General features: G+C 64.4%; 22 protein-coding genes and 1 pseudogene. 11 read left to right on the forward strand and 12 right to left on the reverse strand.

Annotated features, from left to right (window positions below; all coding sequences use genetic code 11):
* Positions 1-146 precede the first annotated feature (146 nt).
* The 3 genes from yajC to secF all read left to right on the forward strand — a co-directional run bounded on the left by yajC (position 147) and on the right by secF (position 3,662).
* Positions 147-524 (forward strand): preprotein translocase subunit YajC, encoded by a 378-nt coding sequence (yajC, locus tag RBRH_RS01715; protein ID WP_049786336.1) that lies wholly within the window; start codon positions 147-149, stop codon positions 522-524.
* A gap of 111 nt (positions 525-635) precedes the next feature.
* Positions 636-2,693, forward strand: coding sequence for a protein translocase subunit SecD (gene secD / locus RBRH_RS01720; RefSeq protein ID WP_013434169.1), 2,058 nt, complete (start codon positions 636-638; stop codon positions 2,691-2,693).
* Positions 2,694-2,711: 18 nt separating this feature from the next.
* On the forward strand, positions 2,712-3,662 hold the full coding sequence (gene secF, locus RBRH_RS01725) for a protein translocase subunit SecF (RefSeq protein WP_013434170.1): 951 nt from the start codon (positions 2,712-2,714) through the stop codon (positions 3,660-3,662).
* Between the two features lie 98 nt (positions 3,663-3,760).
* On the opposite strand, the gene RBRH_RS01730 is transcribed toward secF, so the two are convergent.
* On the reverse strand, positions 3,761-5,056 hold the full coding sequence (locus tag RBRH_RS01730) for an MFS transporter (protein ID WP_013434171.1): 1,296 nt from the start codon (positions 5,054-5,056) through the stop codon (positions 3,761-3,763).
* Positions 5,057-5,263: 207 nt separating this feature from the next.
* Positions 5,264-5,476, reverse strand: a pseudogene (locus tag RBRH_RS01735) (YceI family protein); the annotation flags it as partial.
* 148 nt (positions 5,477-5,624) lie between these two features.
* Here RBRH_RS01735 and RBRH_RS01740 point away from each other — a divergent pair.
* The 4 genes from RBRH_RS01740 to RBRH_RS01755 are packed head-to-tail and all read left to right on the forward strand — an operon-like array spanning position 5,625 to position 9,301.
* Positions 5,625-6,269 carry a paraquat-inducible protein A gene (locus tag RBRH_RS01740; protein ID WP_041753027.1) on the forward strand — a complete coding sequence of 215 codons (645 nt, stop codon included), beginning with the start codon at positions 5,625-5,627 and terminating at the stop codon, positions 6,267-6,269.
* Complete coding sequence (locus RBRH_RS01745; protein ID WP_041753029.1) at positions 6,266-6,916, forward strand: paraquat-inducible protein A; 651 nt, start codon at positions 6,266-6,268, stop codon at positions 6,914-6,916. The genes RBRH_RS01740 and RBRH_RS01745 overlap by 4 nt, the downstream gene beginning before the upstream one ends.
* Positions 6,909-8,582: a PqiB family protein gene (locus tag RBRH_RS01750; RefSeq protein ID WP_013434175.1), complete on the forward strand. Its 1,674-nt coding sequence runs from the start codon at positions 6,909-6,911 to the stop codon at positions 8,580-8,582. The genes RBRH_RS01745 and RBRH_RS01750 overlap by 8 nt, the downstream gene beginning before the upstream one ends.
* Positions 8,579-9,301, forward strand: a complete 723-nt coding sequence (locus tag RBRH_RS01755; RefSeq protein WP_013434176.1) for a PqiC family protein — start codon at positions 8,579-8,581, stop codon at positions 9,299-9,301. The genes RBRH_RS01750 and RBRH_RS01755 overlap by 4 nt, the downstream gene beginning before the upstream one ends.
* Positions 9,302-9,317: 16 nt before the next feature.
* Here RBRH_RS01755 and tgt read toward each other — a convergent pair whose 3' ends face one another.
* Positions 9,318-10,448 carry a tRNA guanosine(34) transglycosylase Tgt gene (gene tgt / locus RBRH_RS01760; RefSeq protein WP_013434177.1) on the reverse strand — a complete coding sequence of 377 codons (1,131 nt, stop codon included), beginning with the start codon at positions 10,446-10,448 and terminating at the stop codon, positions 9,318-9,320.
* A 64-nt stretch (positions 10,449-10,512) separates the two neighbouring features.
* Positions 10,513-11,565, reverse strand: coding sequence for a tRNA preQ1(34) S-adenosylmethionine ribosyltransferase-isomerase QueA (gene queA / locus RBRH_RS01765; RefSeq protein WP_041754019.1), 1,053 nt, complete (start codon positions 11,563-11,565; stop codon positions 10,513-10,515).
* Between the two features lie 104 nt (positions 11,566-11,669).
* Between queA and recG the strand changes: the two genes are divergently transcribed.
* From recG to ubiA, 3 genes are all read left to right on the forward strand, one after another.
* On the forward strand, positions 11,670-13,988 hold the full coding sequence (gene recG / locus RBRH_RS01770) for an ATP-dependent DNA helicase RecG (RefSeq protein ID WP_083813416.1): 2,319 nt from the start codon (positions 11,670-11,672) through the stop codon (positions 13,986-13,988).
* Positions 13,989-14,207: 219 nt separating this feature from the next.
* Positions 14,208-15,167, forward strand: coding sequence for a LysR substrate-binding domain-containing protein (locus tag RBRH_RS01775; RefSeq protein WP_013434181.1), 960 nt, complete (start codon positions 14,208-14,210; stop codon positions 15,165-15,167).
* 168 nt (positions 15,168-15,335) lie between these two features.
* A complete protein-coding gene (gene ubiA, locus RBRH_RS01780; RefSeq protein ID WP_041754020.1) occupies positions 15,336-16,208 on the forward strand; it encodes a 4-hydroxybenzoate octaprenyltransferase in 873 nt (290 codons plus the stop codon).
* Positions 16,209-16,223: 15 nt separating this feature from the next.
* On the opposite strand, the gene proC is transcribed toward ubiA, so the two are convergent.
* From proC to RBRH_RS01810, 6 genes are read right to left on the reverse strand one after another with little or no spacing between them, the layout of a single operon-like run.
* Positions 16,224-17,036: a pyrroline-5-carboxylate reductase gene (gene proC / locus RBRH_RS01785; protein ID WP_013434183.1), complete on the reverse strand. Its 813-nt coding sequence runs from the start codon at positions 17,034-17,036 to the stop codon at positions 16,224-16,226.
* Positions 17,037-17,047: 11 nt separating this feature from the next.
* Entirely contained in the window at positions 17,048-17,752 is a 705-nt protein-coding gene (locus tag RBRH_RS01790; protein WP_013434184.1) for a YggS family pyridoxal phosphate-dependent enzyme, read from the reverse strand.
* A 20-nt stretch (positions 17,753-17,772) separates the two neighbouring features.
* The gene (gene glcF / locus RBRH_RS01795; RefSeq protein WP_013434185.1) at positions 17,773-18,999 is read right to left on the reverse strand and encodes a glycolate oxidase subunit GlcF; all 1,227 of its coding nucleotides are present in this window, start codon (positions 18,997-18,999) and stop codon (positions 17,773-17,775) included.
* A gap of 8 nt (positions 19,000-19,007) precedes the next feature.
* A complete protein-coding gene (glcE, locus tag RBRH_RS01800) occupies positions 19,008-20,090 on the reverse strand; it encodes a glycolate oxidase subunit GlcE (protein ID WP_041754022.1) in 1,083 nt (360 codons plus the stop codon).
* Between the two features lie 13 nt (positions 20,091-20,103).
* Positions 20,104-21,597 (reverse strand): FAD-linked oxidase C-terminal domain-containing protein, encoded by a 1,494-nt coding sequence (locus RBRH_RS01805; RefSeq protein WP_013434187.1) that lies wholly within the window; start codon positions 21,595-21,597, stop codon positions 20,104-20,106.
* A gap of 21 nt (positions 21,598-21,618) precedes the next feature.
* The gene (locus RBRH_RS01810; protein WP_157864314.1) at positions 21,619-23,061 is read right to left on the reverse strand and encodes an FAD-binding oxidoreductase; all 1,443 of its coding nucleotides are present in this window, start codon (positions 23,059-23,061) and stop codon (positions 21,619-21,621) included.
* A gap of 188 nt (positions 23,062-23,249) precedes the next feature.
* Between RBRH_RS01810 and RBRH_RS01815 the strand changes: the two genes are divergently transcribed.
* Entirely contained in the window at positions 23,250-23,801 is a 552-nt protein-coding gene (locus RBRH_RS01815) for a cob(I)yrinic acid a,c-diamide adenosyltransferase (RefSeq protein ID WP_013434189.1), read from the forward strand.
* Between the two features lie 275 nt (positions 23,802-24,076).
* Here the strand turns inward: RBRH_RS01815 and aroG are convergent, their stop codons facing one another.
* Both aroG and tldD read right to left on the reverse strand, forming a co-directional pair.
* A complete protein-coding gene (gene aroG / locus RBRH_RS01820; protein WP_041754025.1) occupies positions 24,077-25,150 on the reverse strand; it encodes a 3-deoxy-7-phosphoheptulonate synthase AroG in 1,074 nt (357 codons plus the stop codon).
* 353 nt (positions 25,151-25,503) lie between these two features.
* Complete coding sequence (tldD, locus tag RBRH_RS01825) at positions 25,504-26,970, reverse strand: metalloprotease TldD (RefSeq protein ID WP_041753031.1); 1,467 nt, start codon at positions 26,968-26,970, stop codon at positions 25,504-25,506.
* Between the last annotated feature and the right edge of the window lie 20 nt (positions 26,971-26,990).

A 26,990-nucleotide genomic window follows, 5' to 3' on the forward strand; every position in this document is an offset into this window, starting at 1 on the left:
GGCGCAAAACGGACCAGTGCGTATTGTACGTGGCCACGCGACGGGTGGGGCAGCCCCGGATCCCGAGGCGCCTGGCTGTGGGCGCCGCCGCGTCCGCCGCATCGGCCCGTACAGCCGCCAGAGGGTGCTTTGCCGTCCCGGGGCAGATGGTAGAATGCCCGGCTATTTCGACCTTCTACCACGGAGAGACCCACGTGTTCATTTCCAATGCGTACGCCCAGGCTGCACCCGCCGCAGGCGGTGCCGCCGGCTTCATCCAGACGTACGGCTTCTTCATCCTGATGATCGCGGTGCTGTACTTCTTCATGATTCGTCCTCAGATGAAGCGGCAAAAGGAGCACCGGAACATGCTTGCCGCGATGACCAAGGGCGACGAAGTGCTCACCTCCGGCGGCATTGTGGGCAAAGTCACGAAGGTCGGCGAGGCCTATGTTGGCGTCGAGTTGTCCGACGGCGTCGAGGTCACCGTGCAAAAGAGCGCGGTCTCGGCGATCCTGCCCAAGGGCACGATCAAGTCGCTCTGATCGCCGGCGTGTGTCCGGTCCGCGCGGCACGGCGCCTGGTGCGCCGAGCGCGCGTCGAAGCGGACACGGCCCGGCGAGCGTCGCGCAGAACTCCTCCTGTCCAGTCATTCCATGAATCGCTATCCCCTCTGGAAATACGTCGTGATGTTGGTGGCGCTTGCCATCGGCTTGCTGTACACGCTACCCAACTTCTTCGGCGAGGCGCCGGCGGTGCAGGTGTCCAGCGGCAAGGCGACGGTCAAGCTGGACTCGTCGGTGCTCAATACCGTCGAGTCGACGCTCGCCGCGAACGGCGTGCAGGCGGACGACGTGACGTTCGACAACGCGAGTCAAAACGCGAATATCCGCGTGCGCCTGAAGGACACCGACACGCAACTGCGCGTGAAGGACCTACTGCAAAAGGCGCTCAATGCCGATCCGGCGGATCCGACTTATATCGTCGCGCTGAACCTGCAATCGGCGTCGCCGCGCTGGCTAGCGTCGCTGCACGCGCTGCCGATGTACCTGGGGCTGGACCTGCGTGGCGGCGTGCACTTCCTGCTGCAGGTGGATTTGGCCGGTGCGCTGAATAAGAAACTCGATGCGGACGCAGCTGATGCGCGTACGCTACTGCGCGACAAGTCGATCCGCGCTGGCGGCGTGAACCGCGTGGGCCAGACAGTGGTGGTCAACTTCGTTGATCAGGACGTCGCGAACCGCGCGCGCCAGTTGCTGTCGGACAACGTCACTGAGTTGACCTGGCAAGTACAGCCGGCCGCCGGCGGCTATCAGGTGGTGGGCGCATTTACACCAGCCGCGCAAAAAACGGTGCAGGACAGCGCGCTGAAGCAAAACATCACAACGCTGCACAACCGAGTCAACGAGCTTGGCGTCGCCGAGCCGATCGTGCAGCAACAGGGCGCGGACCGGATCGTTGTTGAACTGCCCGGTGTGCAGGACACCGCAAAGGCCAAGGACATCATCGGGCGGACCGCGACGCTCGAGGCTCGCATGGCCGATTATCAGAATCCGGTGCGCAACATCAACGACCCGGTGCCGGTCGGTGATGACCTGTTCACGCAGGGCAACGGCGCGCCGGTGTACCTGAAGAAACAAGTGATCTTCACCGGTGACCGGATCACCGACGCGTCGGCCGGTTTCGACGAGCACCAGCGTCCGGCCGTGAAGATCCGCCTCGATGCGCGCGGCGGACGGGTGCTGCGCGACGTGTCGCGCGACAACATCGGCAAGCCGATGGCGATCGTGCTGTTCGAGAAGAACAAGGGCGAGTTGCTGACGGTGGCGACGATCCAGTCCGAGCTGGGCGAAAACTTCCAAATCACCGGCCAGCCGACGCCCCAGGCGGCGACCGATCTCGCGCTGTTGCTGCGCGCCGGTTCGCTGGCCGCGCCGATGGAGATCATCGAGGAGCGCACGATTGGACCGAGCCTGGGCGCGGACAACATTAGAAAGGGTTTCGACTCGGTGCAGTACGGGTTCGCTGCGATTGCGGTGTTCATGATCGCGTACTACATGCTGTTCGGACTGATCTCGGTGATTGCGTTGTCGGTGAACCTGCTGCTGCTCGTCGCGGTGCTGTCGATGATGCAGGCGACGCTGACATTGCCCGGCATCGCGGCGATCGCGCTGGCACTGGGCATGGCGATCGACGCGAACGTGCTGATCAACGAGCGCATTCGCGAGGAGCTGCGTCGCGGCGCGCCTGCGCAACTGGCGATCCAGAATGGCTTCTCGCATGCATGGGCGACGATCCTGGATTCGAATGTCACGACGCTGATTGCCGGGCTGGCGCTACTTGCGTTCGGCTCCGGGCCGGTGCGCGGCTTTGCGGTCGTGCACTGCATCGGCATCCTGACATCGATGTTCTCCGCCGTGTTCTTCGCACGGGGGCTGGTGAACCTGTGGTACGGCGGCAAGAAGAAGCTCAAGTCGTTGGCCATTGGCCAGGTATGGCGTCCGGAAGGCACGCTGGCCGCGTACGCCGAATCTGCTCAGCAGGGGGCGGGCGGCGCGGCGCAGGCGCTGCCGCGTACTTCGGACGCCAAGCGCCCGGGTCCGAAGCGCGCGGTACGGCGCAATGCGCCAGCGGCGCCGCGGCCCGGCGATGCGCCCCCATCGGAGCGCACACCGCAACGTGATGCGCCGACCAAGCCGGGCCAGTCCCGCTGACCACGCTCGGAGACCCTCATGGAATTTTTCCGGATTCGCAAAGACATTCCGTTCATGCAGCGGGCGTTGATCTTCAACGTGATCTCGCTCGTGACGTTCCTTCTCGCGGTGTTCTTTCTGCTGCATCGTGGTTTACATTTGTCCGTCGAATTTACCGGCGGCACGGTGCTAGAAATCCACACGCCGCAAGCCGCGCAAGTCGACCCAATCCGCGGCGCGCTGGACAAGATCGGCTATGCCGATGCGCAGGTACAGACCTTTGGCACGTCGCGTGACGTGCTGATTCGTCTGCCGTTGAAGGGAGGGCTGTCGTCGGCGCAGCAAAGCGATCAGGTGATGGCCGCGCTGAACGAGCTTGACGCGCAGATCAAGCTGCAACGCGTGGAGTTCGTCGGGCCGCAGGTGGGCAAGGAGCTTGCGACTGACGGGTTGCTTGCGCTCGCGTGCGTGGTCGTGGGCATCGTGATCTACCTGTCGTTTCGCTTCGAATGGAAATATGCGATCGCCGGGATCATCGCGAACCTGCACGACGTCGTGATCATCCTGGGTTTTTTTGCGTTCTTCCAGTGGGAGTTCTCGCTATCGGTGCTGGCCGCGGTGCTCGCGGTGCTTGGCTATTCGGTCAACGAGTCCGTGGTCATTTTCGATCGGATTCGCGAGACGTTTCGGCGTGAGCGCAAGATGACGGTCACCGAGGTCATCAATCATGCGATCACGAGCACGATGTCGCGCACGATCATCACGCACGGCTCGACGCAGATGATGGTGTTGTCGATGCTCTTGTTTGGCGGCCTGACGCTGCACTATTTCGCGCTGGCGCTGACCATCGGTATCCTGTTCGGCATCTATTCGTCGGTGTTCGTCGCTGCGGCGCTGGCGATGTGGCTTGGCGTCAAGCGCGAAGACCTGATCAAGGAAAAGAAGACGGGCTACGACCCCAACGATCCGAACGCCGGCGCGCAGGTGTAGCCGCGCTCGCCGCCCTGCGCGGCGTGTTGGCTGGTCCGTGACAGCTCGGACTGGCCAACCGCTACAACTGCTGCAACCGCTGCAACCGGCTCGCGCGTTCAGCGCACCGCGAGTCGCAAGCGCACCGCAAACAGCGCGACGATGCTGATCGCGGCCGCAAAGATCATGTAGAAGCCGGGCGCCACTTTGGTGCCAGTCGATGCGATCAACCACGAGATGATGAACGGTGCAAAGCCGCCGAAGATTGTCACGGCGATGTTGTACGACAGCGACAGCCCGGTCGTACGAGTACTGACCGGGAAAATCTCCGACAGCAACCCAGGCAGCGTTGCGAAATAGCCGCTCATCAAAAAGCCGAAGATGATTTGCACGACCAGCAGCGTCGCCAAGGTCGGATGCGAGACCAGCGTCGCAAACGCAGGGTAGATCAGCACGAGAATCGCGATCGCCGAGGCGAGCATGATGCCGGTGCGGCCATGCTGGTCGGACCAGTGGCCCACCAGTGGCGACACGACCAACTGGATCATGCCGGTCAACAGGATCGCGGCGAACGACGCCGACGCCGGTAGGCCGAGTTGCTTCACCGCGAAGGTCGGCATGAACAGCACGACATACGTCGACACGGTGGCCAGAATCACCACGCCGATGGCGATCAGCAAACGCTCCTTCTGCGTCGCGAGGGTATCGCGCACGGGTGTCAACGTGGTCTTGCTCGACATCTCGGCCGCGACGAACTCGGGCGTCTCATCGACGTGCTTGCGGATATACCATGCCACCGGCCCAATCAACAGCCCGAAGAAAAATGGGATCCGCCAACCCCATGCATCCATTTGCGCGGATGACAGGTTGCCATTGAGTATGACGCCGAAGCTGGCTGCGAGCAGCGTCGTGAGCCCTTGGCTGGCGACTTGCCAGCTGGAGAAAAAGCCACGGCGCTGCGGCATATGCTCAGCCAGGAACGCAGTGGCGCTGCCGAACTCGCCGCCGGCGGAAAAGCCTTGCAGCAATCGCGCGATGACTAGGATCAGCGGCGCGGCCAGGCCGATGGTCGCGTAGTTGGGCAGCACCGCGATGATTAGCGTGCCGGCCATCATTAGCAAGATCGTCAGCGATAGCGCGGCCCGGCGGCCGGCGCGGTCCGCATAAGCGCCGAGCACGATGGCGCCCAGCGGTCGCATGAAGAACGATACGCCGAACGTGCCCAAGGTGAGCAGCAACGATATCGTGTCGTTGCCGGCCGGGAAGAATTGCCGGGAGATGACAACGGCAAAGAAGCCGTAGGCGACCAGATCGAACCATTCGAGTGCGTTGCCGATCGAGGCAGCGGCCACTGCGCGCCACACCTTCGGCTGCACGGTCGGGGTAACGGACGACAATGAGACAGATGCACCCATGCGAGTCCCTTATTCTATGAACTGCGTTGACGAATGCCGTCGCCTGGTCGTTGTACTCACAATGATTTTTTGGCGCCGGTGCCTGCGTGCGCCTCACCTTAGCGGTAACGCCGTCAGATTTCAACCGTTAAAAAGGGCCAAACGGGGTTTGCCTTGCCGCATCGGTTGCACGCGACGCGGCTCAAGCCGCTCGCCCGGTCGCGTTCACTATTGCTTGATGCCTTCGACTTGGATCTGGAGCGTGGTCTGCATGTTGAAGCCGTAGGACTGACCATAGTCCAGCCCGAAGTCAGCGCGGTTGAAGCTAGCCTTGGCATCGGCGCCGCACCACCAGCGTTTGAGCATCGGATGCTGCTTACATTGGAACGAGTCCAGCGTCAGCTTCAGCTTCAGCGGTTTGGTAATGCCGTGCAACGTTAGCGGACGGCATGAAAGTCAGTCTCTCCTCGTAGGAAACAATGCAGTAGTATTGGCTCGAATCCATCCTCACGCTAAACGAGGCAACGCCGGCGCTATGCTTTGCTAAGATGGACCGCCGCATGGCGCTTACCGGAACCGTCGAACCCGTATGGACCCTACCGAGCTGATTGCGTGTCACCAGTGCGACGCGCTGCATTACAAGCGCGCACTGCATCCGGGCACAGTCGCGCGCTGCGCTCGTTGTGGCGCGGTGTTGTATCGTGGCCTGTCCGGGCGGCTGGACCGAGTGAGCGCGATGACGCTTGCCGCGTTGATCACGTTCGTGATTGCGCAGGCCGCGCCGATCGTTCAGTTGGAGACCAACGGGATCGTCACGCAGACTACGCTGGCCGCCGCCATTGCCGCGCTGTGGGCTGAAAACAGCCAGGTGATCGCGGTGCTCGTGCTGTGCTCCACGACGCTGTTTCCGCTCGCCGAATTGTGTGCGCTGCTTTACTTGCTGTTCTCGTTGCGCGCTGGCATTCGCCCGTATGCGTTCGACGAGTTGTTGCGGATGATCCAGTGGATCCGGCCGTGGGGCATGATCGAGGTGTTCATGCTCGGCATTCTCGTCGCACTGGTCAAGCTGTCGAGTCTGGCGGACATGCGCCCGGAAGCGGCGCTGTTCGCGTTTGGCGCGCTGACGCTGATGATCGCATCGGTGGTGACGTTCGATCCCCGCGTGCTATGGGAGGTCGCGGACCGACTCGACGAAGGCGTCACCACGTGCAGCCGCGCGGCGAGGCATTCATGAGCACGCCGCGCACGACCTACCCGAGCGCGCGGCGCGCTGGCCTGGTGACGTGCCATGCGTGCGGGCTGGTGTCGCCGTTGGTGCGCACCGGCCAGAGGCAGTGCTGTGCGCGTTGCGGCGCGACGCTGCACGTGCGCAAGCCGGATTCGATTGCGCGCACGTACGCGTTCTTAATTGCTGCGGCGATCATGTACGTGCCGGCGAATCTGCTGCCGGTGATGCATACGTCGTCGTTGCTTGGCTCGCAGGACGATACGATCATGTCTGGCGTTGTCTATTTCTGGACCTCTGGCGACTGGCCGCTGGCCGTGATCGTATTCGTGGCGAGCATCCTCGTGCCGATGCTCAAGCTCGCTGTGCTGACGCTGCTGACCGTCACGGCCCAAATCGGTTCGAGATGGCGGCCGTTGCAGCGCACGCGGCTGTATCGCGGCGTCGAAGCGATCGGCCGCTGGTCGATGCTGGATATTTTCGTCATCACGCTGACCGTCGCGCTGGTGCGCTTCCACTCGCTCGCGGAAATTACCGCTGGACCCGGTGCGGTTGCGTTCGGCGTGGTCGTCGTACTCACGATGATCGCCTCGATGCAGTTCGATCCCCGCCTGATCTGGGACAACATCGAATCGTCAGGAAAGGAACATGAATAACAAAAACAACGCCACCGGGACCGGCTCGCCGGAGGCGGGGCCGGGCGACCCGCTTGGGGCGGCTGACGGTGGCGTGCCGCCGCATTTGCCTGAGCCGGTTGTGCAGCGCACGAGCCGCTGGCTGCCGTCGCTGGTCTGGGTGATTCCGCTGATCGCCGCGCTGGTCGGCGTGTCGCTGTTTGTGAAGACGGTGCTGGAGCGCGGGCCAACGATCACCATCACGTTCAGGACGGCCGAAGGGCTCGAGCCGGGCAAGACGCAGGTTAAATACAAAGACGTGGTGATCGGCGCGGTGAAGACCATCACGCTGTCCAAGGACCTGGCCACCGTGCTCGTGACCGTCGAGTTGACCAAGCAGGCCGAGGGCTTCGCCGTTGACGACACGCGCTTCTGGGTCGTACGGCCGCGCGTGGCAGCCAGCGGCGTATCAGGACTGAATACGCTGCTCTCGGGCGCCTATATTGGCGTGGACGCTGGCCGTTCTCGGGAAACGCGCAAGCAATTCCTCGGACTCGAACAGCCGCCGCCAATTACGCGTGATCAGAGCGGGCACCAATTCGTGCTGCACGGCGACAGCCTGGGGTCGGTGGATATCGGCTCGCCGGTATTCTATCGGCGCGTGCAGGTCGGGCAGGTGGTGGGCTACAGTCTCGACCCGAATGGCACCGGCGTGACGATGCAAGTATTTGTCAATGCGCCCTATGATCAGTACGTCGGTGAGAACACGCGCTGGTGGCATGCGAGCGGCGTCGACCTGCGGCTCGATTCAGGCGGTTTTAAGCTCAATACGCAATCGCTGGCAGCCATGGTGATTGGTGGCATCGCGTTCCAATCGCCGCCAAGCGAGCCGGTGGGTGCACAAGCGCGCAATGACGCTCATTTCCGCCTGGCGAGCGATGAAGCCGATGCAATGCGGGCGTCGGACGGCGAGGCGGTGCCGTTCGTGCTGAACTTCAACCAGTCGCTGCGCGGCCTGTCGGTCGGCGCGCCAGTTGATTTCCGCGGCATCGTACTGGGCCGGGTGCGCTCAATTGGTATCGATTACGATCCGGTGAGGCACGCGTTTTTGATGCCGGTAACCGTCGAGCTGTATCCGGACCGGCTCGGGCCGCGCGTGCGCGAAGCGGCGCGCACTGGCGGCGTGCGAGCGCGCGCGACGATGATCGAGAGCTTGGTGAAATCGGGGCTGCGGGCCCAGTTGCGCACTGGCAACCTGATCACCAGCCAGTTATACGTCGCGCTGGACCTGTTCCCGAATGCACCGCCGGCCAAGGTGAACATGAGCCGCTCGCCGATCGAGTTGCCGACCGTGCCCAATACGCTGGACGAACTGCAACTGCAAGTGGCCGACATTGCGAAGAAGCTTGACAAGGTGCCGTTCGACGAGATCGGCGTGCGCTTGAACAGCACGCTGAAGCGTGCCAACAGCCTGTTCAAGCAACTCGATACCCAACTTGCGCCGCAGGCCAAGGACACGTTGAGTACGGCGCAGCGAACGTTCCATGCTGCACAGTCGTCGCTGCAACAGGATTCGCCGCTGCAGACCGATGTGCGGCAGGCGCTGCAACAGTTGACGCGTACGCTGCAGTCGCTCAATGCGCTGTCGGACTATCTCGAACGTCATCCTGAATCGCTGCTACGCGGTAAGGGGAGGGATCAACCATGAAGTCGTGTCGATCTCCGCGGCGCTGCATCGCACACATCGCGCCGCTTGCCGTCCTGTGCGCGGCGGCGTTGCTCGCGAGTGCGTGTGGCAGTGTGGTGCCCGATCGCTTCTATACGCTGGCGGGGCCGGCACGCGGGGCGCCGCGTGCGGCGCCAGCGCAGTTCTATATCGAGTTGATGCCGGTTGACGTGCCGCAGCAAGTGGCTCGCTCCCAATTCGTCGTCACGACCGGACCGGGCCAGGTAGCGTTGCTCGAGCACGAGCGGTGGAGCGCGCCGTTGTCTGACGAGATGGGCCGCGCGCTGTCCGACGAGGTGAGTCGCGCGCTCGGCGCGATCGATGTCTATCGCACGCCGCATCCGGCCACTTCACCGGTGTTCCGGATTCACGTCAACGTGCAGCGCTTCGAATCGGCGCCCGGTGCGCACGCCGGCCTGGAGGCGACGTGGAGCGTGCGCGCGTTGCCCGACGGGGTGCCCGTGACATGCCACAGCACGATCGAGGAGCCCGTTGCGGCCGGCTATGAGGCGCTAGTGGCCGGTCATCGGCGGGCGTTGCAACGCTTGTCGGCCGACATCGCCGACGTGGTGCGCGAGCTTGTGCAGCATCGCTGTGCGACCTCTGCCTGCGCCGCGCCGCCAAGTGGGCGCACCGGCACCCGCATCGCGCCCACGGGGCCAGCGCCGGATTCGGCGCTGCGATGCCCGGCGTCTACTTAAGCGCGCGAGCGAGCCGCTATTCGACGCCGCGTGCGCGGTCCGCGTGAAAGCGCGTCACGAACGCGTTGAACGTTCCCGCCTCGATGGCATCGCGGATCTCCTGCATTAGGTTCAGGTAGTAATGCAGATTGTGGATCGTGTTCAGTTGCGCGCCGAGGATTTCACCAACGCGATGCAGGTGATGCAGGTACGCGCGCGAAAAGTGGCGGCACGTATGGCAGACGCAGCTTTCGTCCAGCGGCCGCGTGTCGTTGCGGTGCATCGCATTGCGGATCTTCAGGTCGCCGAACCGCGTGAATAGCCAGCCGTTGCGCGCGTTGCGTGTGGGCATCACGCAGTCGAACATGTCGATGCCGGCGGCCACGCCGGCCACCAGGTCCTCCGGCGTGCCCACCCCCATCAAATAGTGCGGCTTGTCGAGCGGCAGCCTGGGGCCGATGTGTTGTAGCACGCGCAGCATGTCCTCCTTCGGTTCGCCAACTGACAGGCCGCCAATCGCGTAGCCATCAAAGCCGAGGTCCGATAGCCCCGCGAGCGATTCGTCGCGCAGTGCTTCGTACATGCCGCCCTGCACGATGCCGAACAGCGCGTTTGGATTGGCAAGGCGCCTGAATTCGTCGAGCGAGCGTTTGGCCCAGCGCAGCGACATCTGCATCGAGCGTGCCGTGGCATCATGCGAGGTGGGTACGCCATCGGTCGCGTACGGGGTGCACTCGTCGAATTGCATCACGATGTCGGAGTTCAGCACCTTTTGCACCTGCATCGACACCTCGGGCGACAGGAACAGCCGGTCGCCGTTGATCGGCGACGCGAACGTCACGCCATCCTCGGTGATTGTGCGCAGCTCGCCAAGTGAGAACACCTGGAAGCCGCCGGAGTCGGTCAGGATCGGCCGTTGCCAGCCCATGAAGCGGTGCAAGCCGCCATGCGCGGTGATCGTGTCGAGCCCTGGGCGCAGCCATAGATGAAACGTGTTGCCTAGGATGATTTGCGCGCGGATGTCCTCGAGTTCGCGTGGTGCCATGGCCTTGACCGTGCCATAGGTGCCGACCGGCATAAAGATCGGCGTGTCGATCGTGCCGTGGTTCAGCGTCAGTCGGCCGCGTCGTGCGAGGCCATCGGTGCGCAAGAGGTCAAATTTCAACATGATGGGTTTAGGGCGGGCTCGTGGGCGGTGCGCGATGATGGCGAGCGCGGGTGGCGATGTCGGGTCATCGCTGTGCGACGGATGCGGCCCGCGTGAGCAGCATCGCGTCGCCGTAGCTGAAAAAACGGTAGCGTTGCGCGATCGCGTGGCGGTACGCGCGGCGGATCGGCTCGACACCGGCGAACGCGGACACCAGCATCAGCAGCGTCGACTTGGGCAAATGAAAGTTCGTCACGAGCCGGTCGATGACGCGGAACGGGTAACCGGGCGTAATGAAGATATCCGTTTCAGCACGGACCGCATGCAGTTCACGGCCATCGCGCTCGGCATCGCGGGCTGCCGCCTCCAGTGCGCGCATCGACGTCGTGCCAACCGCGATCACCGAGCGTTTCGCAGCCCGCGTGGCCTCGATGGCCTCGACGAGCGCCGGCGGGATGTTGTACCACTCGCTGTGCATCTTGTGCTGCGCAATGTCGTCGGTGCGCACCGGCTGGAACGTGCCGGCACCCACGTGCAGCGTCAACGTCGCGCGGCGCACGCCGCGCGCGTCCAGCGCGGCCAGTGTTGGCGCATCAAAATGCAGGCCGGCGGTGGGCGCCGCGACCGCGCCTGGCGTCGTCGCGAACACGGTTTGATAGCGTGCCTCGTCATACGTGTCGGGCGTGTGCTCGATGTAGGGCGGTAGCGGCAACCGGCCATGCTGGTCAATCAATTCGATGCAATCGTGCGGGAAATGCAGCGTATGAAATGGCTCGACGCGCTCGCCGACGGTCACGTCGAAGGCGTCTGCGAGCCGGATTGTCGAACCCGGCGCGGGGCGCTTGCTCGCACGGATTTGCGCGAGCGCGGTACGCGGACCGGTCACGCGCTCGATCAGTACCTCGACGCGTCCGCCGCTCGCCTTGATCCCGTCAAAGCGGGCCTTGAGCACTTTCGTGTCGTTGAACACCAGCAGGTCGCCGGGCTCGAGGCAAGCCGGCAGCTCACCGAAATGGCGGTCCAGCAGTGCACCGCTTGGCGTGACTTCGAGCAGGCGGCTCGCGCTGCGCTCGGGCAACGCATGTTGTGCGATCAGCTCCGGGGGCAGATCGAAATCGAAATCGGACAGCGTGTACATGAAATGGGACGGGTAGCGCAACGGCACGCTCGCGCAACTGCGCTACCCTGATGCACAATGCAGGGCCGTGCCAATAAAATCGATATTGTACTTGCGATAGCCCGATGTCTTTGTCCCGTCATCCGCAGCTGGTGTTACCGCGATCAGGTGAACCCGACGCCGTGCCTGGCGATGCCAGCGCAGGCGGCGCCGCGGCGCCTGCGCGCCGCGGCGCCGGGCCGTCGGCACGCAAGCGCCTCCCGGCGGCCATGGTCGGCGACAAGGCTGCGGTCCAAGCCGCGGATGACACGGCGGCCCAAGCTGCCGACAGTCCCGCCGTTAAACCTGCTGGCAAGGCTTCGACCCAGCCCGCCGGCAAGTCGGGTGCCAAGCCGAGCGACAAACTGGCTCGGCTGGGGCTGGTGCGCGACATCGACCTGGTGCTGCATTTGCCGATGCGCTATGAGGACGAGACGACGCTGACGCCGATTGGCCAACTGCTGCCAGGCATGACCGCGCAGGTCCAGGGCGAAGTGGTGGACAACGAAATCGCCTACCGGCCACGCCGCCAGATGTTGGTACGGCTGCGCGACGAGCACGGCGATGTGCTGATGCTGCGGTTTCTGAACTTTTGGGGCTCCCAGGCCCGGCAACTGGCGTCTGGCGCGCGCTTGCGCGTGCGTGGCGACGTGCGAGGGGGCTTCTTCGGGATGGAAATGGTCCATCCGGCATACCGCGTGGTTGAAGACGACACGCCGTTGCCCGACGCGTTGACGCCTGTGTACTCGAGCACAGCTGGCGTGTCGCAGGCGTATTTGCGCCGCGCGATCGACAGCGCGCTGCAACGCACGCCATTGCCGGAGTTGCTGCCGCCGCAGATCGCCGACGCGTTCCTGGCCCCGCTTGGGGTGCCGTCGTTGGCCGATGCGGTGCGCACGCTGCATCACCCGCGTGCGGATGCGGATGAGGCCGCCCTGATGGAGCGGACCCATCCGGCATGGTTGCGGATCAAATTCGAGGAGTTGCTCGCGCAGCAATTGTCGCTCAAACGCGCGCATGACGAGCGGCGTTTGCGCGCCGCACCGGCGATGGCACGCCGTCCCGCCGCCGATCGCGACGCGCTCGTCACGCGGTTGCATGCCGCGCTGCCGTTCCAGTTGACCGGCGCGCAGCAGCGGGCCAGCGAGCAAATTGCGGCGGACCTGGCCGCGGCGCATCCGATGCAGCGACTGCTGCAGGGGGACGTGGGCAGCGGCAAGACAGTGGTCGCCGCGCTGGCGGCGGCGCAGGCGATCGATGCCGGCTACCAGGCGGCGCTGATGGCCCCCACCGAGTTGCTGGCCGAACAACATGCGCGCAAACTGCGCGGCTGGCTCGAGCCGCTTGGTGTGCGCACGGCGTGGCTGGCCGGCAGCCTGAAGGCGCGCGATAAGCGCGCCGCATTGGAGGCGGTGGCCAGCGGCGACGCGCCGCTGGTGATCGGCACGCATGCGATGATTCAGGAGGCGGTGAAATTTGCTCGGCTTGGTTTGGTGATCGTGGACGAGCAGCACCGCTTTGGCGTCGAACAGCGGCTTGCCTTGCGCGCGAAGGCGCAGGCCGAAGCCGCGGTGTCGGGGTTCCAGCCGCATCAATTGATGATGTCCGCGACGCCGATTCCGCGCACGCTCGCGATGACGTACTACGCGGACCTGGACGTGTCCACGATCGACGAGTTACCACCAGGGCGCACGCCGGTGCTCACCAAGCTGGTATCGGATGCGCGTCGCGATGAAGTGATTGCCCGCGTGCGCGAGGCCGCCCTGGCTGGACGTCAGGTGTACTGGGTGTGCCCATTGATCGAGGAGAGCGAGGCGTTGCAATTGCAGACTGCCGTGGACACTTATGAGACGCTCGTTGCCGCGCTGCCGCAGTTGCAGGTGGGACTGGTGCATGGTCGCCTGGCGGCAGCCGACAAGGCCGACGTGATGGCGCGCTTTACCCGCAATGAGATCCATTTGCTGGTAGCGACCACGGTGATTGAGGTCGGCGTCGATGTGCCCAATGCGTCGTTGATGGTAGTCGAGCACGCGGAGCGCTTCGGCCTCGCGCAATTGCACCAATTACGCGGCCGGGTCGGCCGGGGCAGCCAGTCGTCGGTGTGCCTGCTGATGTACGCCAGCCCGCTGTCGTTGGCGGCGCGCGAACGACTGCGTACGATGCGCGAGACCACGGACGGTTTCGAGATCGCGCGTCGGGACCTGGAGATCCGCGGCCCCGGCGAATTCCTCGGCGCGCGGCAATCCGGCGCAGCGATGCTGCGCTTTGCAGACATCGAGCAGGATGCTTGGCTGATCGAGCCGGCACGGCGCGCGGCCGAGCGGCTGCTGGGCGAGTATCCGCAGGCCGCCGCCGCGCACTTGACACGTTGGCTCGGCAGCCGCGAGCAGTACTTGAAGGCGTGAAGGGGTGAAGGGGTGAGCGCGGGCAGCGGATGCGGGTGGTATGAAGGCAATGAAGCCGGCGACGGCGTGCCCGGGTTTCGCGCGTGGCGTCTGCCTGCGCGCTGCCGGCCATCCCGATGAGGGTGGGGAAATGGGGGCAGGTAAAGGCCCCCTTGGCAAACGGGCCGGCAACGCGTATAAGAGAAAATCTATCGAAAGTATCGCCTCGATTAGTCGATAATGACGCTCACCGAACTCAAGTACATCGTTGCCGTTGCCCGGGAACGCCATTTTGGCCGGGCCGCGGAGGCATGTTTCGTCAGCCAGCCGACGTTGTCGGTCGCGATCAAGAAGCTCGAGGACGAACTGAACGTTCAGATCTTCGAGCGCGGTACCAGCGAGGTCAGCGTCACGCCGATCGGTGAGCAGATCGTCACCCAGGCGCAGCGTGTGCTTGAGCAGACGCTCGCGATCAAGGAAATCGCCAAGCAGGGCAAGGATCCGCTGGTCGGGCCGCTGCGGCTCGGCGTGATCTATACGATCGGCCCCTATTTGCTGCCGGCGCTGGTCAAGCAGATGATCGAGACGGTGCCGCAGATGCCGCTGATGCTGCAGGAGAACTTCACGCTGAAGCTGATCGAACTGCTCAAGCAGGGCGAGATTGACGTCGCGATCATGGCGCTGCCGTTCCCGGAAACCGGCTTGATGGTCCGTCCGCTGTATGACGAGCCGTTTGTGGTCGCGCTTCCTGCGGGGCACCCGTGGGAGCGGCGCAACGCAATCAATGCCGAGGACCTGAAGCAGGAAACAATGTTGCTGCTGGGCAGCGGCCATTGCTTTCGAGACCATGTGTTGGGCGTGTGCCCAGAACTCATGCGCTTTTCGCAAAACGCAGACGGGATTCAGAAGACGTTCGAGGGCAGCTCGTTGGAGACGATCCGCCACATGGTGGCCAGCGGCGTGGGCATCACCGTGCTGCCGCGCACCTCGGTGCAGGAGGTACGCGCGCATGCAAGCGGCGTGGACAACGGCCTGCTCAGCTACGTGCCGTTTACCGAGCCGCAGCCGGACCGGCGCGTGGTGCTGGCATGGCGCAAGAGCTTCACGCGGATGCCGGCGATCGATGCGATCTGCGATGCGATTCGCGCGTGCGCGTTACCCGGTACGCGTAAGCTTGAGCTACCCGCCGCGGTCAACTGACCGTTGCAGCTGAAGAGACGTTTCACCGCTTGATACATCCCATGCCGCTTCGTGTACCGCAAGCCTGGCGCGGTATGCGGCGCGACTGGAGCACGTGGTGCGGCAGGCCACGCCGTGCGTTTTCGCCTAGAATAACGGGTCATGACGTTTCGATCCGAGTGCTGCATGATGTCCGCGCTAACCTTGCGCCTGCCGTTGTATTTCCGCCTGCTGCGGCTGCATAAGCCGATCGGCAGCGTGCTGCTGCTATGGCCGACGCTGAATGCATTATGGATAGCGGCCGATGGCCATCCCCCTGCGCATATCGTTGCGATCTTCGCGATTGGCACTGTTCTGATGCGCTCGGCCGGATGCGCGATCAACGATTACGCAGACCGGGATTTCGACAAGCATGTGAAGCGCACGCAGGATCGCCCTCTCACGTCGGGTCAGATCGCCCCGTGGAAAGCCCTTGCCGTGGCGGCCGCGCTTGCGCTGGTGTCGTTCCTGCTGATCCTGCCGCTAAACGCGCTGACCAAGTGGCTCTCCGTCGCGGCGCTGTTCGTGGCGGGTACGTATCCGTTTATGAAGCGCTTTTTCGCGATTCCGCAGGCCTACCTGGGCATTGCGTTCGGCTTTGGGATTCCGATGGGATTCGCCGCGATCCAGGACCAAGTGCCGCCGCTCGCGTGGCTGATGCTGCTGGCGAACGTGTTCTGGTCGGTCGCTTACGATACTGCCTACGCGATGGTGGACCGGGATGATGACATCAAGATCGGCATTCGCACGTCCGCGTTGACGTTCGGCCGCTTCGACGTGCTGGCCGTGATGCTGTGCTACGCAGCGATGCTGGGCATCTATGCATGGATCGGCTATGCGCTGCACGGGTCCGTTGCGTACTGGGCCGGATGGGCGGGCGCGCTCGGCTGTGCGGTGTACCACTACACGTTGATCCGCGACCGCGACCGGATGCGGTGCTTTGCGGCGTTCATGCACAACAACTGGCTCGGCGGTATCCTGTTCGCCGGCATCGCCGTACACTATGCTAGCATGGGGCTTTGAGCGCGCGGCGCCTGCTCATTGCTTGCCGAACGCGTCGCCCATTTGAATTGCCCGGGCGTGGGCCGCCAACGCGCCGCGTACGATCGCCGCACCGATGCCGTCGGCCTCGAAGGACTCGAGCGCGGCGGCCGTTGTGCCACCTTTCGAGGTCACGCGCTCGCGCAGCACGCTGGCAGGCTCGCCTGACTGTGCGGCCAGTTGGGCGGCGCCGGTGAACGTGGCGAGCGCCAGCGCGCGTGCCTGCTCGTCATCGAGTCCCAGCTCGCGCGCGGCGCGCTGCAGGGCCTCAATGAAGTAGAACACGTAGGCTGGGCCGCTGCCCGAAATGGCCGTCACCGCATCGATTTTCGATTCATCGTCGCACCACACGACCTCGCCTACCGCGCGTAGCACCCGCTCGGCGAGTGCCCGGCCGGCATCATCGACACCGTGCAGCGCTGCCAGGCCGGTCACCCCGCTGCCGATCAGCGCCGGGGTATTGGGCATCGTGCGTATCACGCGCTGGTAGCCGTTGAGCCAATGCGCGATGTCCGCAGCGCGGATCCCGGCGGCAATGCTGATGATGAGCTGCGCACGCAACCACGGCACGAGCGATTCGACCACGGCTTTCATCACCTGGGGCTTGACCGCGATGACGATGGCATCGTAGTCGCCGAGCGACGCGTCGGCCGCCTCGCCGGTACGTATTGGGTGCTGCTGCGTCAAGCGTGCGCGCGCGTCGGCCGATGGGTCGATGGCGTACAGGTCAGCGGCCGGGATGCCACGCTTGAGCAGCCCACCGATCAGGGCAGCGGCCATGTTGCCTGCGCCGATGAATGCAATTTTCATAAGGATCTCGTTCAGTGAGTGGGGTAGGTTCGTGGGCCGAAAATCGCGGTGCCGACCCGCACGATCGTCGCGCCTTCGAGAATAGCCGCGTCCAGATCGGCCGACATGCCCATCGACAGCGTATCGAGGCCGAGGCCTTGCGCATTGACAGCATCGAATAGTTCACGCAATCGCCGATGCGGCGCGCGCTGGGCGTGCAGTCCGGACACGGGCTCGGGGATCGACATCAGTCCGCGCAGCCGTAGCCGGGGCAGCGCCGCAACGTCGCGCGCCAGCGTGGCCACATCATCGGGCGCGACGCCGTGCTTGGACGCCTCGCCGCTGACATTCACCTGCACGCAGACATTGAGCGGCGGCAGGTGGGTGGGCCGTTGCTCGGACAGCCGGTGCGCGATCTTGAGTCGATCGACTGAATGCACCCAATCGAACTGCTCGGCGACCGGCCGCGTCTTGTTCGACTGCAGCGGTCCAATGAAATGCCATTCGAGCGATGCACGCAACGGCTGCAGGGCGGCGATTTTGTCCAACGCTTCCTGCACATAGTTTTCACCAAACGCCTGCTGGCCCGCCGCGTGGGCAGCGCGTATGGCGTCGGCTGGAAAGGTTTTGGATACGGCGAGCAATTGTACGCTCGCCGGATCGCGGCCGGCGGCCGCAGCCACCGCGGCAATGCGTCGGCAAACTTCGTCCAGATGTGGCGCAATGAGGGTGGACATGACGTGGAACGGGGAAGGGTTTAATCAGACAGCAGGCGATCGACGAGTTCGATCCAATGCGCGACCGGCGTTGACGTGCCGCTTTGCAGATGCGCAATGCAGCCCACGTTCGCCGAGACGATCATCTGTGGCTCAAGTGCCGACAAGCGTTCAAGCTTTTGGTTGCGCAGCGTGTAGGACAGCGCCGGCTGCAGCACCGAGTACGTGCCGGCCGAGCCGCAGCAAAGGTGTGCGTCGGATGGTACACGCACCTCCAACCCGAGCGCCTGGAGCAGCCGCTCGACGCGCCCGGTAATTTTCTGCCCATGCTGCAGCGTGCATGGCGGATGGTAGGCGACCGTATGTACGTCGCGCCGGCGTATGCGGCACGCAAGTTCGGCTTCATAGCGGGGCAGCAGCTCGGCCAGATCTTGTGCCAGGCTGGCCACGTGCGCCGCCTTATGAGCGTAGGCTGGATCATCGCGCAACAGGTGTCCGTATTCCTTGATCGTCGCGCCGCACCCGGAGGCATTGATGACGACGGCCGCCGCGCCCTGCTCGATGTGGGGCCACCATGCGTCGATGTTGCGGCGTGCGTCATCGAGCGTCTGCGCGTGGTACCCCAAGTGCAGCCGGATGGCGCCGCAGCAGCCAGCGTCGTCGGCCACGACCGGCTCGATGCCGAGCGCGTCGAGCACGCGCGCGGTCGCGACGTTGATGTTGGGCATCATGCCGGGCTGCACGCAGCCGGTCAGCATCAGCATCCTGATCCGGTGCCGCGCTGTCGGCCACGCGCGCGGATGTTGCCGTAGTGGCACCTTGGCGCGCAGTCGCTTGGGCAGCAGCGGGCGCACATGTTGTACGAGCCGCATCGCCGGCGTGAACAGTGTCGCATTCGGCAAAAAGCTCGCCAGCAGGCGCCGTACGAGCCGCGAGCGCCAGCGGCGCGGCACCTTCTGCTCGACGAGCTTGCGCCCGATATGTGCCAGTCGCCCGTACTGCACGCCGGACGGACAAGTCGTCTCGCAATTGCGGCACGTTAGACAGCGGTCCAGGTGCAACTGTGTGCTCCGCGTGACCGGCGCGCCCTCGAGCATTTGCTTGATCAAATAGATGCGCCCGCGCGGGCCGTCCAGTTCGTCGCCGAGGATTTGATAGGTAGGGCAGGTCGCCGTGCACAAACCGCAATGCACGCATTGACGCAGGATGGCATGGGCCTCGTTGCCGTCCAGTGTATGGCGAATGAAGTCCGCGAGATGGGTCTGCATCGCAACGGTCAGAGGTCCGGATAGAGCCGGCCACGATTAAAGATGCGTGCCGGGTCGAATACCGCTTTCAGGCGGCGATGAATGCTCATCAGCGGCGACGGCAGCGCAGTGAACACGCCAACGTTACGATTGTAGCGCGAACCGCAGCGAAACAGCGTCGCATGGCCGCCGGCCTGCCGCACCGCCATGCGCACCGTCTGCGCATCGGTATCGGTGACCCACCAGCGCTGCGCGCCCCCCCATTCCATCCACTGGACTCCGGGTAATTGTAGCGGTTCGGTGATCGACGGCAGCGATAGGCGCCATAGCGCCGCGTCGGCGGGAATGATCCGAAAGAACGCATCGGTCTGCTCGCGTAGCCCGGTCCAAAAGCGCTCGGCCTCCACCGCGTCGATCACTTTGCCGCCGAGCGTGTTGCGCGCGCTCTTGAGCGCACTGTCCGCGCCGCCCAGACGCAACGCCAGCGTGCCGTTGCGCCACGCACTGGCCGTCAATGGCAGCGGCCGGCCGGCCCATTCGTTGAGCTTGCGTACCGCGTCGGTGCCGTTCATGTCGAACTTTAGCGTCAACTCTGCCTGCGGGCGCGGCAGCACTTTCAACGACACGTCCAGCAGCAGGCCGAGTGTGCCGAGTGAGCCGGCCATCAGCCGCGCGATATCGTAGCCGGCGACATTCTTCGTCACGCGCCCGCCCAAGCGCAGCATGTCGCCGCGTCCGTTCATCACGGTCGCACCCAACACGAAGTCGCGCGCCGCGCCCGCGCTGGCACGGCGTGGGCCAGCTAGGCCGGCGGCGATGCAGCCGCCGATCGTCGCGCCATGACCGAAGTGCGGCGGCTCGAATGCGAGCATCTGACGATGTTCAGCCAGTGCCGCTTCGATGTCGGCCAACGGCGTGCCGCAGTACGCGGTGATCACCCGTTCGGCCGGATCGTAAGCGACGATGCCGCTTACCTCGCGCGTATCGAGCACTTCCCCCTCGATGTTCTGGCCATACCACGACTTTGTGCCGCCGCCGCGGATCTGCAGCGGCACGCCGCGCTCGCTGGCTTGCGTGACTTGCGAGCGCAGGCTCGCGTATGGATGCGGCATCTGCGTCATCGTGTCAGCGCCTCGGCAACTCGGGATGCGGCAGCAAACCTTGATGGCCCCGCATTTTGCCGTACTCGGCGCAGCGCGCCCGCGTCGGGATGTCCTTACCCGGATTCAGCAGCCCTGGCGGGTCGAACGCGCGCTTAACCGCGAGGAGCGCATCGCGCTCCTCAGCACAGAATTGCACGCACATCGCATCGGTCTTCTCGATGCCCACGCCATGCTCGCCGGTGATCGTGCCGTCGAGTCCCACGCAGGTTTCCAGCATTTGCGCACCGAATGCCTCGGCGCGCCGCCACTCATCGGGATCGTTGCCGTCGAATAGGATCAGCGAACGCATATTGCCGTCGCCCGCATGGAAGACGTTCATACAGCGCAGCCCGTATTGCTTTTCCATCTCGGCGATGCGCGCGAGCAGCGGCCCGATCGCCCGCCGCGGCACGGTACCGTCCATGCAATAGTAATCCGGCGAGATACGCCCCGCGGCCGCAAATGCATTCTTGTACCCGGACCAAAACTTGAGCCGCTCCGCCTCCGAGCGCGAGATCTGGATCCGCGTCGCACCATGCGCATGCAGCACCGCAGTCATGCGCTCGATCTCGTCGGCGACCTCGTCGGGAGTGCCGTCGGACTCGCACAGCAGAATAGCCTGCGCCTCTAGGTCGTAGCCGGCCTGCACGAATTCCTCCACCGCATGCGTGGCCAACTGGTCCATCATGTCGAGGCCCGCGGGCACGATGCCGGCCGCGATGATCGCCGCAGCCGCGGCGCCGCCCTTGACTACGTCATCAAAGCTGGCCATGATGACCTGCGCCACTTGCGGCTTCGGGAGCAGCCGGACCGTCACCTCCGTGACGACGGCAAACATGCCTTCGCTGCCGATCAGCACCGCCAGCAGGTCCAGCCCCGCACAATCTGGGCCCAGTGAGCCGAATTCGACCAGGTCGCCCTCCATCGTGATCGCGCGCACGCGCAGCACGTTATGCACGGTCAAGCCGTATTTCAAGCAATGCACGCCGCCAGCATTCTCGGCGACATTGCCTCCGATCGTGCAGGCGATCTGCGATGAGGGATCCGGCGCGTAGTACAGCCCGTATGGCGCGGCCGCCTCCGAGATCGCCAGATTGCGCACACCAGGCTGGAGCGTCGCGGTACGCGCGTAGGGATCGATGTTGATGATCTTGTTGAGGCGCGCGAGCGACAGCACGATGCCATCGCGCAGCGGCATCGCGCCACCGGACAGACCCGTGCCGGCGCCGCGCGGCACCACCGGCACGTCGAGCCGGTGGCATGTCTGCAGCACGCGCCGCACTTGCGATTCTGTCTCGGGCAGCACCACCGCGAGTGGCAGCTGCCGATACGCGGCAAGCCCATCGCATTCGTACGGTGCCGTATCCTCGTCGCGATATAGTAGGCAGTGCGGGGGCAACACCGTCGTCAGCGCCTGAACCACTTCGCGTTGTCGCGCCGCGATGGCTTCCGGGGACGGTTCGACTGAAGCGTTCATGGCATGCTCCGCGCGACGTGTCTAGTGCGGTCCGTGAAAGGCGAAGATCTTGCCGGGATTCATCAGATTGTGCGGATCAAGCGCGTGCTTGATCGCTCGCATCGTGTCAACGGCATCCGCGCCATGCTCGTCCACGAGGAAATCCATCTTGTGCAGGCCGACGCCGTGCTCGCCGGTGCATGTGCCGCCAAAGCGCAGCGCGCGTGACACGATCCGCTGGTTCAACTGCTCCGCCTCATGGATCTCGGCTGGACTAGCGGGGTCGATCAGCATCGCGACGTGGAAGTTGCCGTCGCCGACGTGGCCCACGATCGGGCACAGCAGTGACGATTGCTTCAGGTCCGCCTCTGTCTGTTCGACGCATTCAGCCAGCTGCGAGATAGGCACGCACACGTCGGTGGTCAGCGCGCGGCAACCGGGGCGCAACTGCAACATCGCAAAGTATGCGCTGTGCCGCGCGTTCCACAACCGGCTGCGCTCCTCCGGGCGGGTGGCCCATTCGAAGCCTTGCCCGCCATGTTGCGCAGCCATGTCCTGCACCGTCTGCGCCTGCTCACGCACGCCGGTCTCGCTGCCGTGGAACTCGAAGAACAGCGTTTGCATCTCCGGCAACGTTAGATTCGAGTGGCGGTTAATCGCACGGATCGCGAGCGCGTCGACGAATTCCACGCGCGCCACCGGCACGCCGAGCTGGATCGTCTCGATCACGGTGCGCACGGCCTCGCCCATGCTTGGAAATGCACACACGGCCGCGGAAATTGCCTCAGGCAACGGGTATAGGCGTACGGTGACGTCGGTGATCACGCCAAGCGTGCCTTCGGAGCCAACAAAGAGGCGTGTCAGATCGTAGCCCGCCGACGACTTGCGCGCGCGCGAGCCCGTGTGGATGATGCGTGCATCGGCCCGCACCACCGTCAAGCCCAGTACGTTCTCGCACATCGTGCCGTAGCGGACCGCATTCGTGCCCGAGGCGCGCGTGGCGGCCATGCCGCCGATGCTCGCGTCGGCGCCGGGGTCGATCGGGAAGAACAAGCCAGTGCCGCGCAACGCGTCATTGAGCGCCTTGCGCGACACGCCGGCTTGCACGGTGGCCGTCAGATCGTGCGCGTCGATCGACAACACGTGGTTCATCTCGGACAGATCGATCGTCACGCCGCCCTGCACCGCGAGCAGATGTCCTTCAAGCGACGAGCCGTTGCCATACGGAATCACTGGCACCTCGTACTGCGCGCACAGCGCGACAATGGTCGCGACCTCCTGCGCCGTGCGGGCGTAGACGACTGCATCCGGCCACTGCGGATCGAACATCGACTCGTCGCGCCCATGGTGCGCGCGCACCGCTTCGGCGACCGAAACGCGCTCGCCGAATGTGTCCTTGAGCGCGTCGAGCAGTGATGGGGGGAAGGGCTTGCGCACGGCGGCACGCGCAATCGAATGAGTCACGGGGTGGTCTCCTGAACGCATGGCAGGCAAGCTGGTCAACTGATTTACTATTTTAAGCCAATGCGCATCGCCCAAGCCGTTTGCATCGCGAGGCGGCGCGCCGGACGAGACCGCGTGGTGGCATGCACGCCACTATAATGCGCGGCGGACACGGCAAGCTGCCCTGATATGGCAAACTGCCCTCGATCTGCTCGTCAATCACAGGAGCCATGATGGGAAACCGCTTGAGCAAGATTGTCACGCGAACGGGTGACGACGGTACCACCGGTCTGGGGGACGCAAGCCGCGTGGCCAAGGACGATACACGCATCGCGGCGATCGGCGACGTAGACGAGCTGAATTCGTCGCTGGGCGTGCTGCTGGCCGAAACGTTGCCGGCCCGTGTGCGGGAGGTGCTCGTTGCGGTGCAGCACGATTTATTCGATGTCGGTGCGCAGCTATGCATGCCGGGCGAGGTGATGATCGTCAGCGAGCATGTCGCCCGGCTCGACGGCTGGCTCGAGCACTTCAATGCGCAACTGCCGCCGCTGCGTGAGTTTGTCTTGCCCGGCGGCTCGCGCTCGGCCGCGTTGTCGCATCTGTGCCGTACCGTTTGCCGGCGGGCCGAGCGCACGATCGTCGCGCTTGGCCATGAACAAGCCGTCGATGCTGCACTGCGGCAGTATGTGAACCGCCTATCTGACCTGATGTTCGTCCTGGCCCGCGTGCTCAATGACGCGACGGGCCAGCCGGAGGTGCTGTGGCAACATGAGCGGGCGTAAGGGGCTGCTCGTGCTGGCATCACGGCATGGTGTTCGCCAGCCCATTGCGGCGCACGCTTATGCTCCGTCGTCCGTCAATGGCCGCCGCCGTCGATCGCCATTGCGATGAATTGCCGTGACCGGTGAGTGGCTGTCGCTGGTCGATCGCCGTGGCCGGTGAGTGGCCGTCGCTGGTCGATCGCCATTGCCGGTGAGTGGTTGTCGCCGGCCGATCGTCGTTGCCGGTAAGGGGTTATCTCCGATCAATCGCCGCTGTAGCAGCGTTGCCGCCCGCGTTAGTTGCCGCTGTCGCGCGCGATGCGCCGCTGCCGGACCGCTTCGGCCAGTTCTTCGAGCACCCTCACGCTATCGTCCCAGCCGATGCAGGCGTCAGTGACGCTTTGACCGTAGGTCAACTCGCAGCCGTCCTTCAAATCCTGGCGTCCCGCGACCAGATGGGACTCCACCATCACGCCGATGATGCGCTCGTCGCCGGCGGCGACTTGCCGGCCGATGTTTGCGCAGACCGGAATTTGGTTTTCGTGCTTCTTTTCGCTATTCGCATGGCTTGCATCGATCATTAATCGCGCAGCCAGCCCCAACTTGCCGATCGCGGAGCATGCGGCCTCGACGCTTGCCGCATCATAGTTCGGGGTTTTGCCGCCGCGCAGGATGACGTGACAGTCCTCGTTGCCAGCGGTCGATACGATCGCCGAATGACCGCCCTTGGTCACCGACAGAAAATGGTGCGGCTGCGAAGCGGCCTTAATCGCGTCGACCGCGATTTTTACGTTGCCGTCGGTGCCGTTCTTGAAGCCAACCGGGCACGACAATCCGGAGGCCAGTTCCCGATGCACCTGCGATTCGGTGGTGCGCGCGCCGATTGCGCCCCACGAGATCAAGTCGGCGATGTACTGCGGGCTGATCATGTCCAGGTACTCCGTGCCGGCCGGCAGCCCGAGCGCGTTGATTTGCACCAGCAGTTCGCGCGCGGTACGTAATCCGTCGTTAATCTTGAAGCTGTTGTCCAGGTAAGGGTCGTTGATCAACCCCTTCCAGCCCACGGTCGTGCGCGGCTTTTCGAAGTACACACGCATCACGATTTCCAATTCGCCGGCAAAGCGCTTACGCTGCTCCACTAGGCGCTGTGCGTACTCCAGTGCCGCACGCGTGTCGTGGATCGAGCACGGGCCAATCACGACGATGAGCCGGTCGTCCATCCCATGCAAGATCCGATGCAGTGATTGGCGAGCATTGAAGATCAGGTCGGCGATGCGCTCCTCACAGGGAAACTCCCGTAGCAGGTGCGCGGGCGGCAGCAATTCCTTAAGCTCGCGGATTCGGACATCATCGGTGTTGTGCAGGGCCATCATGGTTCTCCGGTTCAACGGTACGCGCCTCGCGCGCGGTGTTCGAGGCCTGGCGCCTGGCGAAAAAAAACCGCCAGGCGGGCTGGCGGTTTTTCGGGAATGTGGGGGTGATTCGCTTGTCCGTCACCCACCCTCTCGGTCCGCCAGCGGCCTGAGATGCCAAAAGAAATAAAAATAAAACTTGGCAGACATCGCGGAATGCAAACGAATTGAAAGGTGGCGTCGGTTTTGACTACGCCAACTTTATACTCTGGACGACCCCCCGTTGGCAACAGGGGGGCGACAACGACGACGCATGATTGCGTCATTTCAATAAAAACCGCAATCCCCTTGCGGCATCTGCGCGATGGGCATCATACCGTGCCACCCACCGTCATGCGGTCGATGCGCAGTGTCGGCTGCCCGACGCCGACTGGCACGCTCTGGCCTTCCTTGCCGCACACGCCCACGCCTGTGTCCAACGACATGTCATTGCCGATCAGCGATACGTACTTAAGCGACTCTGGTCCGCTGCCCACCAGCGTTGCGCCCTTGACCGGGTAGGCAATCTTGCCGTTCTCGATCATGTAGGCCTCGGAGGCCGAGAACACAAACTTGCCGTTCGTGATATCGACTTGTCCGCCACCAAAGTTGACCGCGTACAGGCCATGGTTGACCGACGCGATGATCTCGGCGGGATCCTTGTCGCCGCCTAGCATGTAGGTGTTGGTCATGCGCGGCATCGGCAACGCGGCATACGATTCGCGCCGCGCGTTGCCGGTTATCTTCATCTTCATCAGCCGCGCGTTCAGCGTGTCCTGCATGTAGCCGGTCAGGATGCCGTCCTCAATCAGCGTTGTGCATTGCGTGGGGTTGCCTTCGTCATCGATGTTCAGCGAGCCGCGCCGGTTCGCCAGCGTGCCGTCGTCGACCACTGTGACGCCGTTGGCCGCAACCCGCTCGCCGATGCGTCCGGCGAACGCCGACGAGCCCTTACGATTGAAATCGCCTTCCAACCCGTGGCCGATCGCCTCGTGCAACAGCACGCCTGGCCAGCCCGGCCCGAGCACGACGGTCATCGTGCCGGCGGGCGCGGGGCGCGCCTCCAGGTTTACCAGCGCGGCATGCACCGCGTCGTCGACGTATCGTGTCATCACCTCGTCGGTGAAATAGCCATAGTCGTAGCGGCCTCCGCCACCGCCGGTGCCGATCTCGCGGCGCCCGTTCTGCTCGGCGATCACGGTGACCGACACGCGCACGAGCGGACGCACGTCGGCGGCCAGTGCGCCGTCGCTGCGCGCCACCAGCACGACGTCGTATTCGCCCGCCAAGCCTGCCATGACCTGCGTGATGCGTGGGTCCTTCGCGCGAGCCATTTTTTCGACGCGCTCCAGCAACGCCACTTTCGCATTTGCATCTAGCGAGTGCAGCGGATCGGCCGGCAGGTACAGGTCGCGGCCCGCGACGCCGCGCAACGCACCGGCCGCCCGCACGCGGGTCTTTCCGCCCCCCGCCCGGGCGATCGCGCGGGTGGCCTGGGCTGCCTGTGCCAGCGCTTGCGGCGACAAATCATCCGAGTACGCGAACGCGGTGCGCTCGCCGGCCACCGCGCGCACGCCCACGCCCTGGTCGATGCTGAAGCTGCCCGATTTGACAATGCCTTCCTCCAGGCTCCACGCTTCGCTGCGGGTCGTCTGGAAGTACAGGTCCGCGTAGTCGACGCGATGGGAGAAAATCTCGCCCAGCGTGCGCACGAGGATGGCCTCGTCGAGTCCGTAGCGCGTGAGCAGCAGGTCCTTGGCGATGGCGAGATGGCGGATGTTAGGTTCGATGATGTTCATGCGGGCTCGCCCGTTTGACT

The organism is Mycetohabitans rhizoxinica HKI 454 (assembly GCF_000198775.1).
In the GTDB taxonomy this organism is placed as follows: domain Bacteria; phylum Pseudomonadota; class Gammaproteobacteria; order Burkholderiales; family Burkholderiaceae; genus Mycetohabitans; species Mycetohabitans rhizoxinica.

Bases quoted from the DNA above. Each gene is read 5' to 3' on its own strand.
- RBRH_RS01755 (WP_013434176.1), top strand. From the start codon at position 8,579: ATGAAGTCGTGTCGATCTCCGCGGCGCTGCATCGCACACATCGCGCCG.
- RBRH_RS01740 (WP_041753027.1), top strand. From the start codon at position 5,625: ATGGACCCTACCGAGCTGATTGCGTGTCACCAGTGCGACGCGCTGCAT.
- RBRH_RS01730 (WP_013434171.1), bottom strand. From the start codon at position 5,056: ATGGGTGCATCTGTCTCATTGTCGTCCGTTACCCCGACCGTGCAGCCG.
- RBRH_RS01790 (WP_013434184.1), bottom strand. From the start codon at position 17,752: ATGTCCACCCTCATTGCGCCACATCTGGACGAAGTTTGCCGACGCATT.
- RBRH_RS01815 (WP_013434189.1), top strand. From the start codon at position 23,250: ATGATGGGAAACCGCTTGAGCAAGATTGTCACGCGAACGGGTGACGAC.
- queA (WP_041754019.1), bottom strand. From the start codon at position 11,565: ATGTACACGCTGTCCGATTTCGATTTCGATCTGCCCCCGGAGCTGATC.
- yajC (WP_049786336.1), top strand. From the start codon at position 147: ATGGTAGAATGCCCGGCTATTTCGACCTTCTACCACGGAGAGACCCAC.
- secF (WP_013434170.1), top strand. From the start codon at position 2,712: ATGGAATTTTTCCGGATTCGCAAAGACATTCCGTTCATGCAGCGGGCG.
- glcF (WP_013434185.1), bottom strand. From the start codon at position 18,999: ATGCAGACCCATCTCGCGGACTTCATTCGCCATACACTGGACGGCAAC.
- glcE (WP_041754022.1), bottom strand. From the start codon at position 20,090: ATGCCGCATCCATACGCGAGCCTGCGCTCGCAAGTCACGCAAGCCAGC.
- secD (WP_013434169.1), top strand. From the start codon at position 636: ATGAATCGCTATCCCCTCTGGAAATACGTCGTGATGTTGGTGGCGCTT.
- proC (WP_013434183.1), bottom strand. From the start codon at position 17,036: ATGAAAATTGCATTCATCGGCGCAGGCAACATGGCCGCTGCCCTGATC.
- RBRH_RS01810 (WP_157864314.1), bottom strand. From the start codon at position 23,061: ATGCGTTCAGGAGACCACCCCGTGACTCATTCGATTGCGCGTGCCGCC.
- tldD (WP_041753031.1), bottom strand. From the start codon at position 26,970: ATGAACATCATCGAACCTAACATCCGCCATCTCGCCATCGCCAAGGAC.
- RBRH_RS01745 (WP_041753029.1), top strand. From the start codon at position 6,266: ATGAGCACGCCGCGCACGACCTACCCGAGCGCGCGGCGCGCTGGCCTG.
- RBRH_RS01750 (WP_013434175.1), top strand. From the start codon at position 6,909: ATGAATAACAAAAACAACGCCACCGGGACCGGCTCGCCGGAGGCGGGG.
- aroG (WP_041754025.1), bottom strand. From the start codon at position 25,150: ATGGCCCTGCACAACACCGATGATGTCCGAATCCGCGAGCTTAAGGAA.
- RBRH_RS01775 (WP_013434181.1), top strand. From the start codon at position 14,208: ATGACGCTCACCGAACTCAAGTACATCGTTGCCGTTGCCCGGGAACGC.
- RBRH_RS01805 (WP_013434187.1), bottom strand. From the start codon at position 21,597: ATGAACGCTTCAGTCGAACCGTCCCCGGAAGCCATCGCGGCGCGACAA.
- recG (WP_083813416.1), top strand. From the start codon at position 11,670: ATGTCTTTGTCCCGTCATCCGCAGCTGGTGTTACCGCGATCAGGTGAA.
- tgt (WP_013434177.1), bottom strand. From the start codon at position 10,448: ATGTTGAAATTTGACCTCTTGCGCACCGATGGCCTCGCACGACGCGGC.
- ubiA (WP_041754020.1), top strand. From the start codon at position 15,336: ATGTCCGCGCTAACCTTGCGCCTGCCGTTGTATTTCCGCCTGCTGCGG.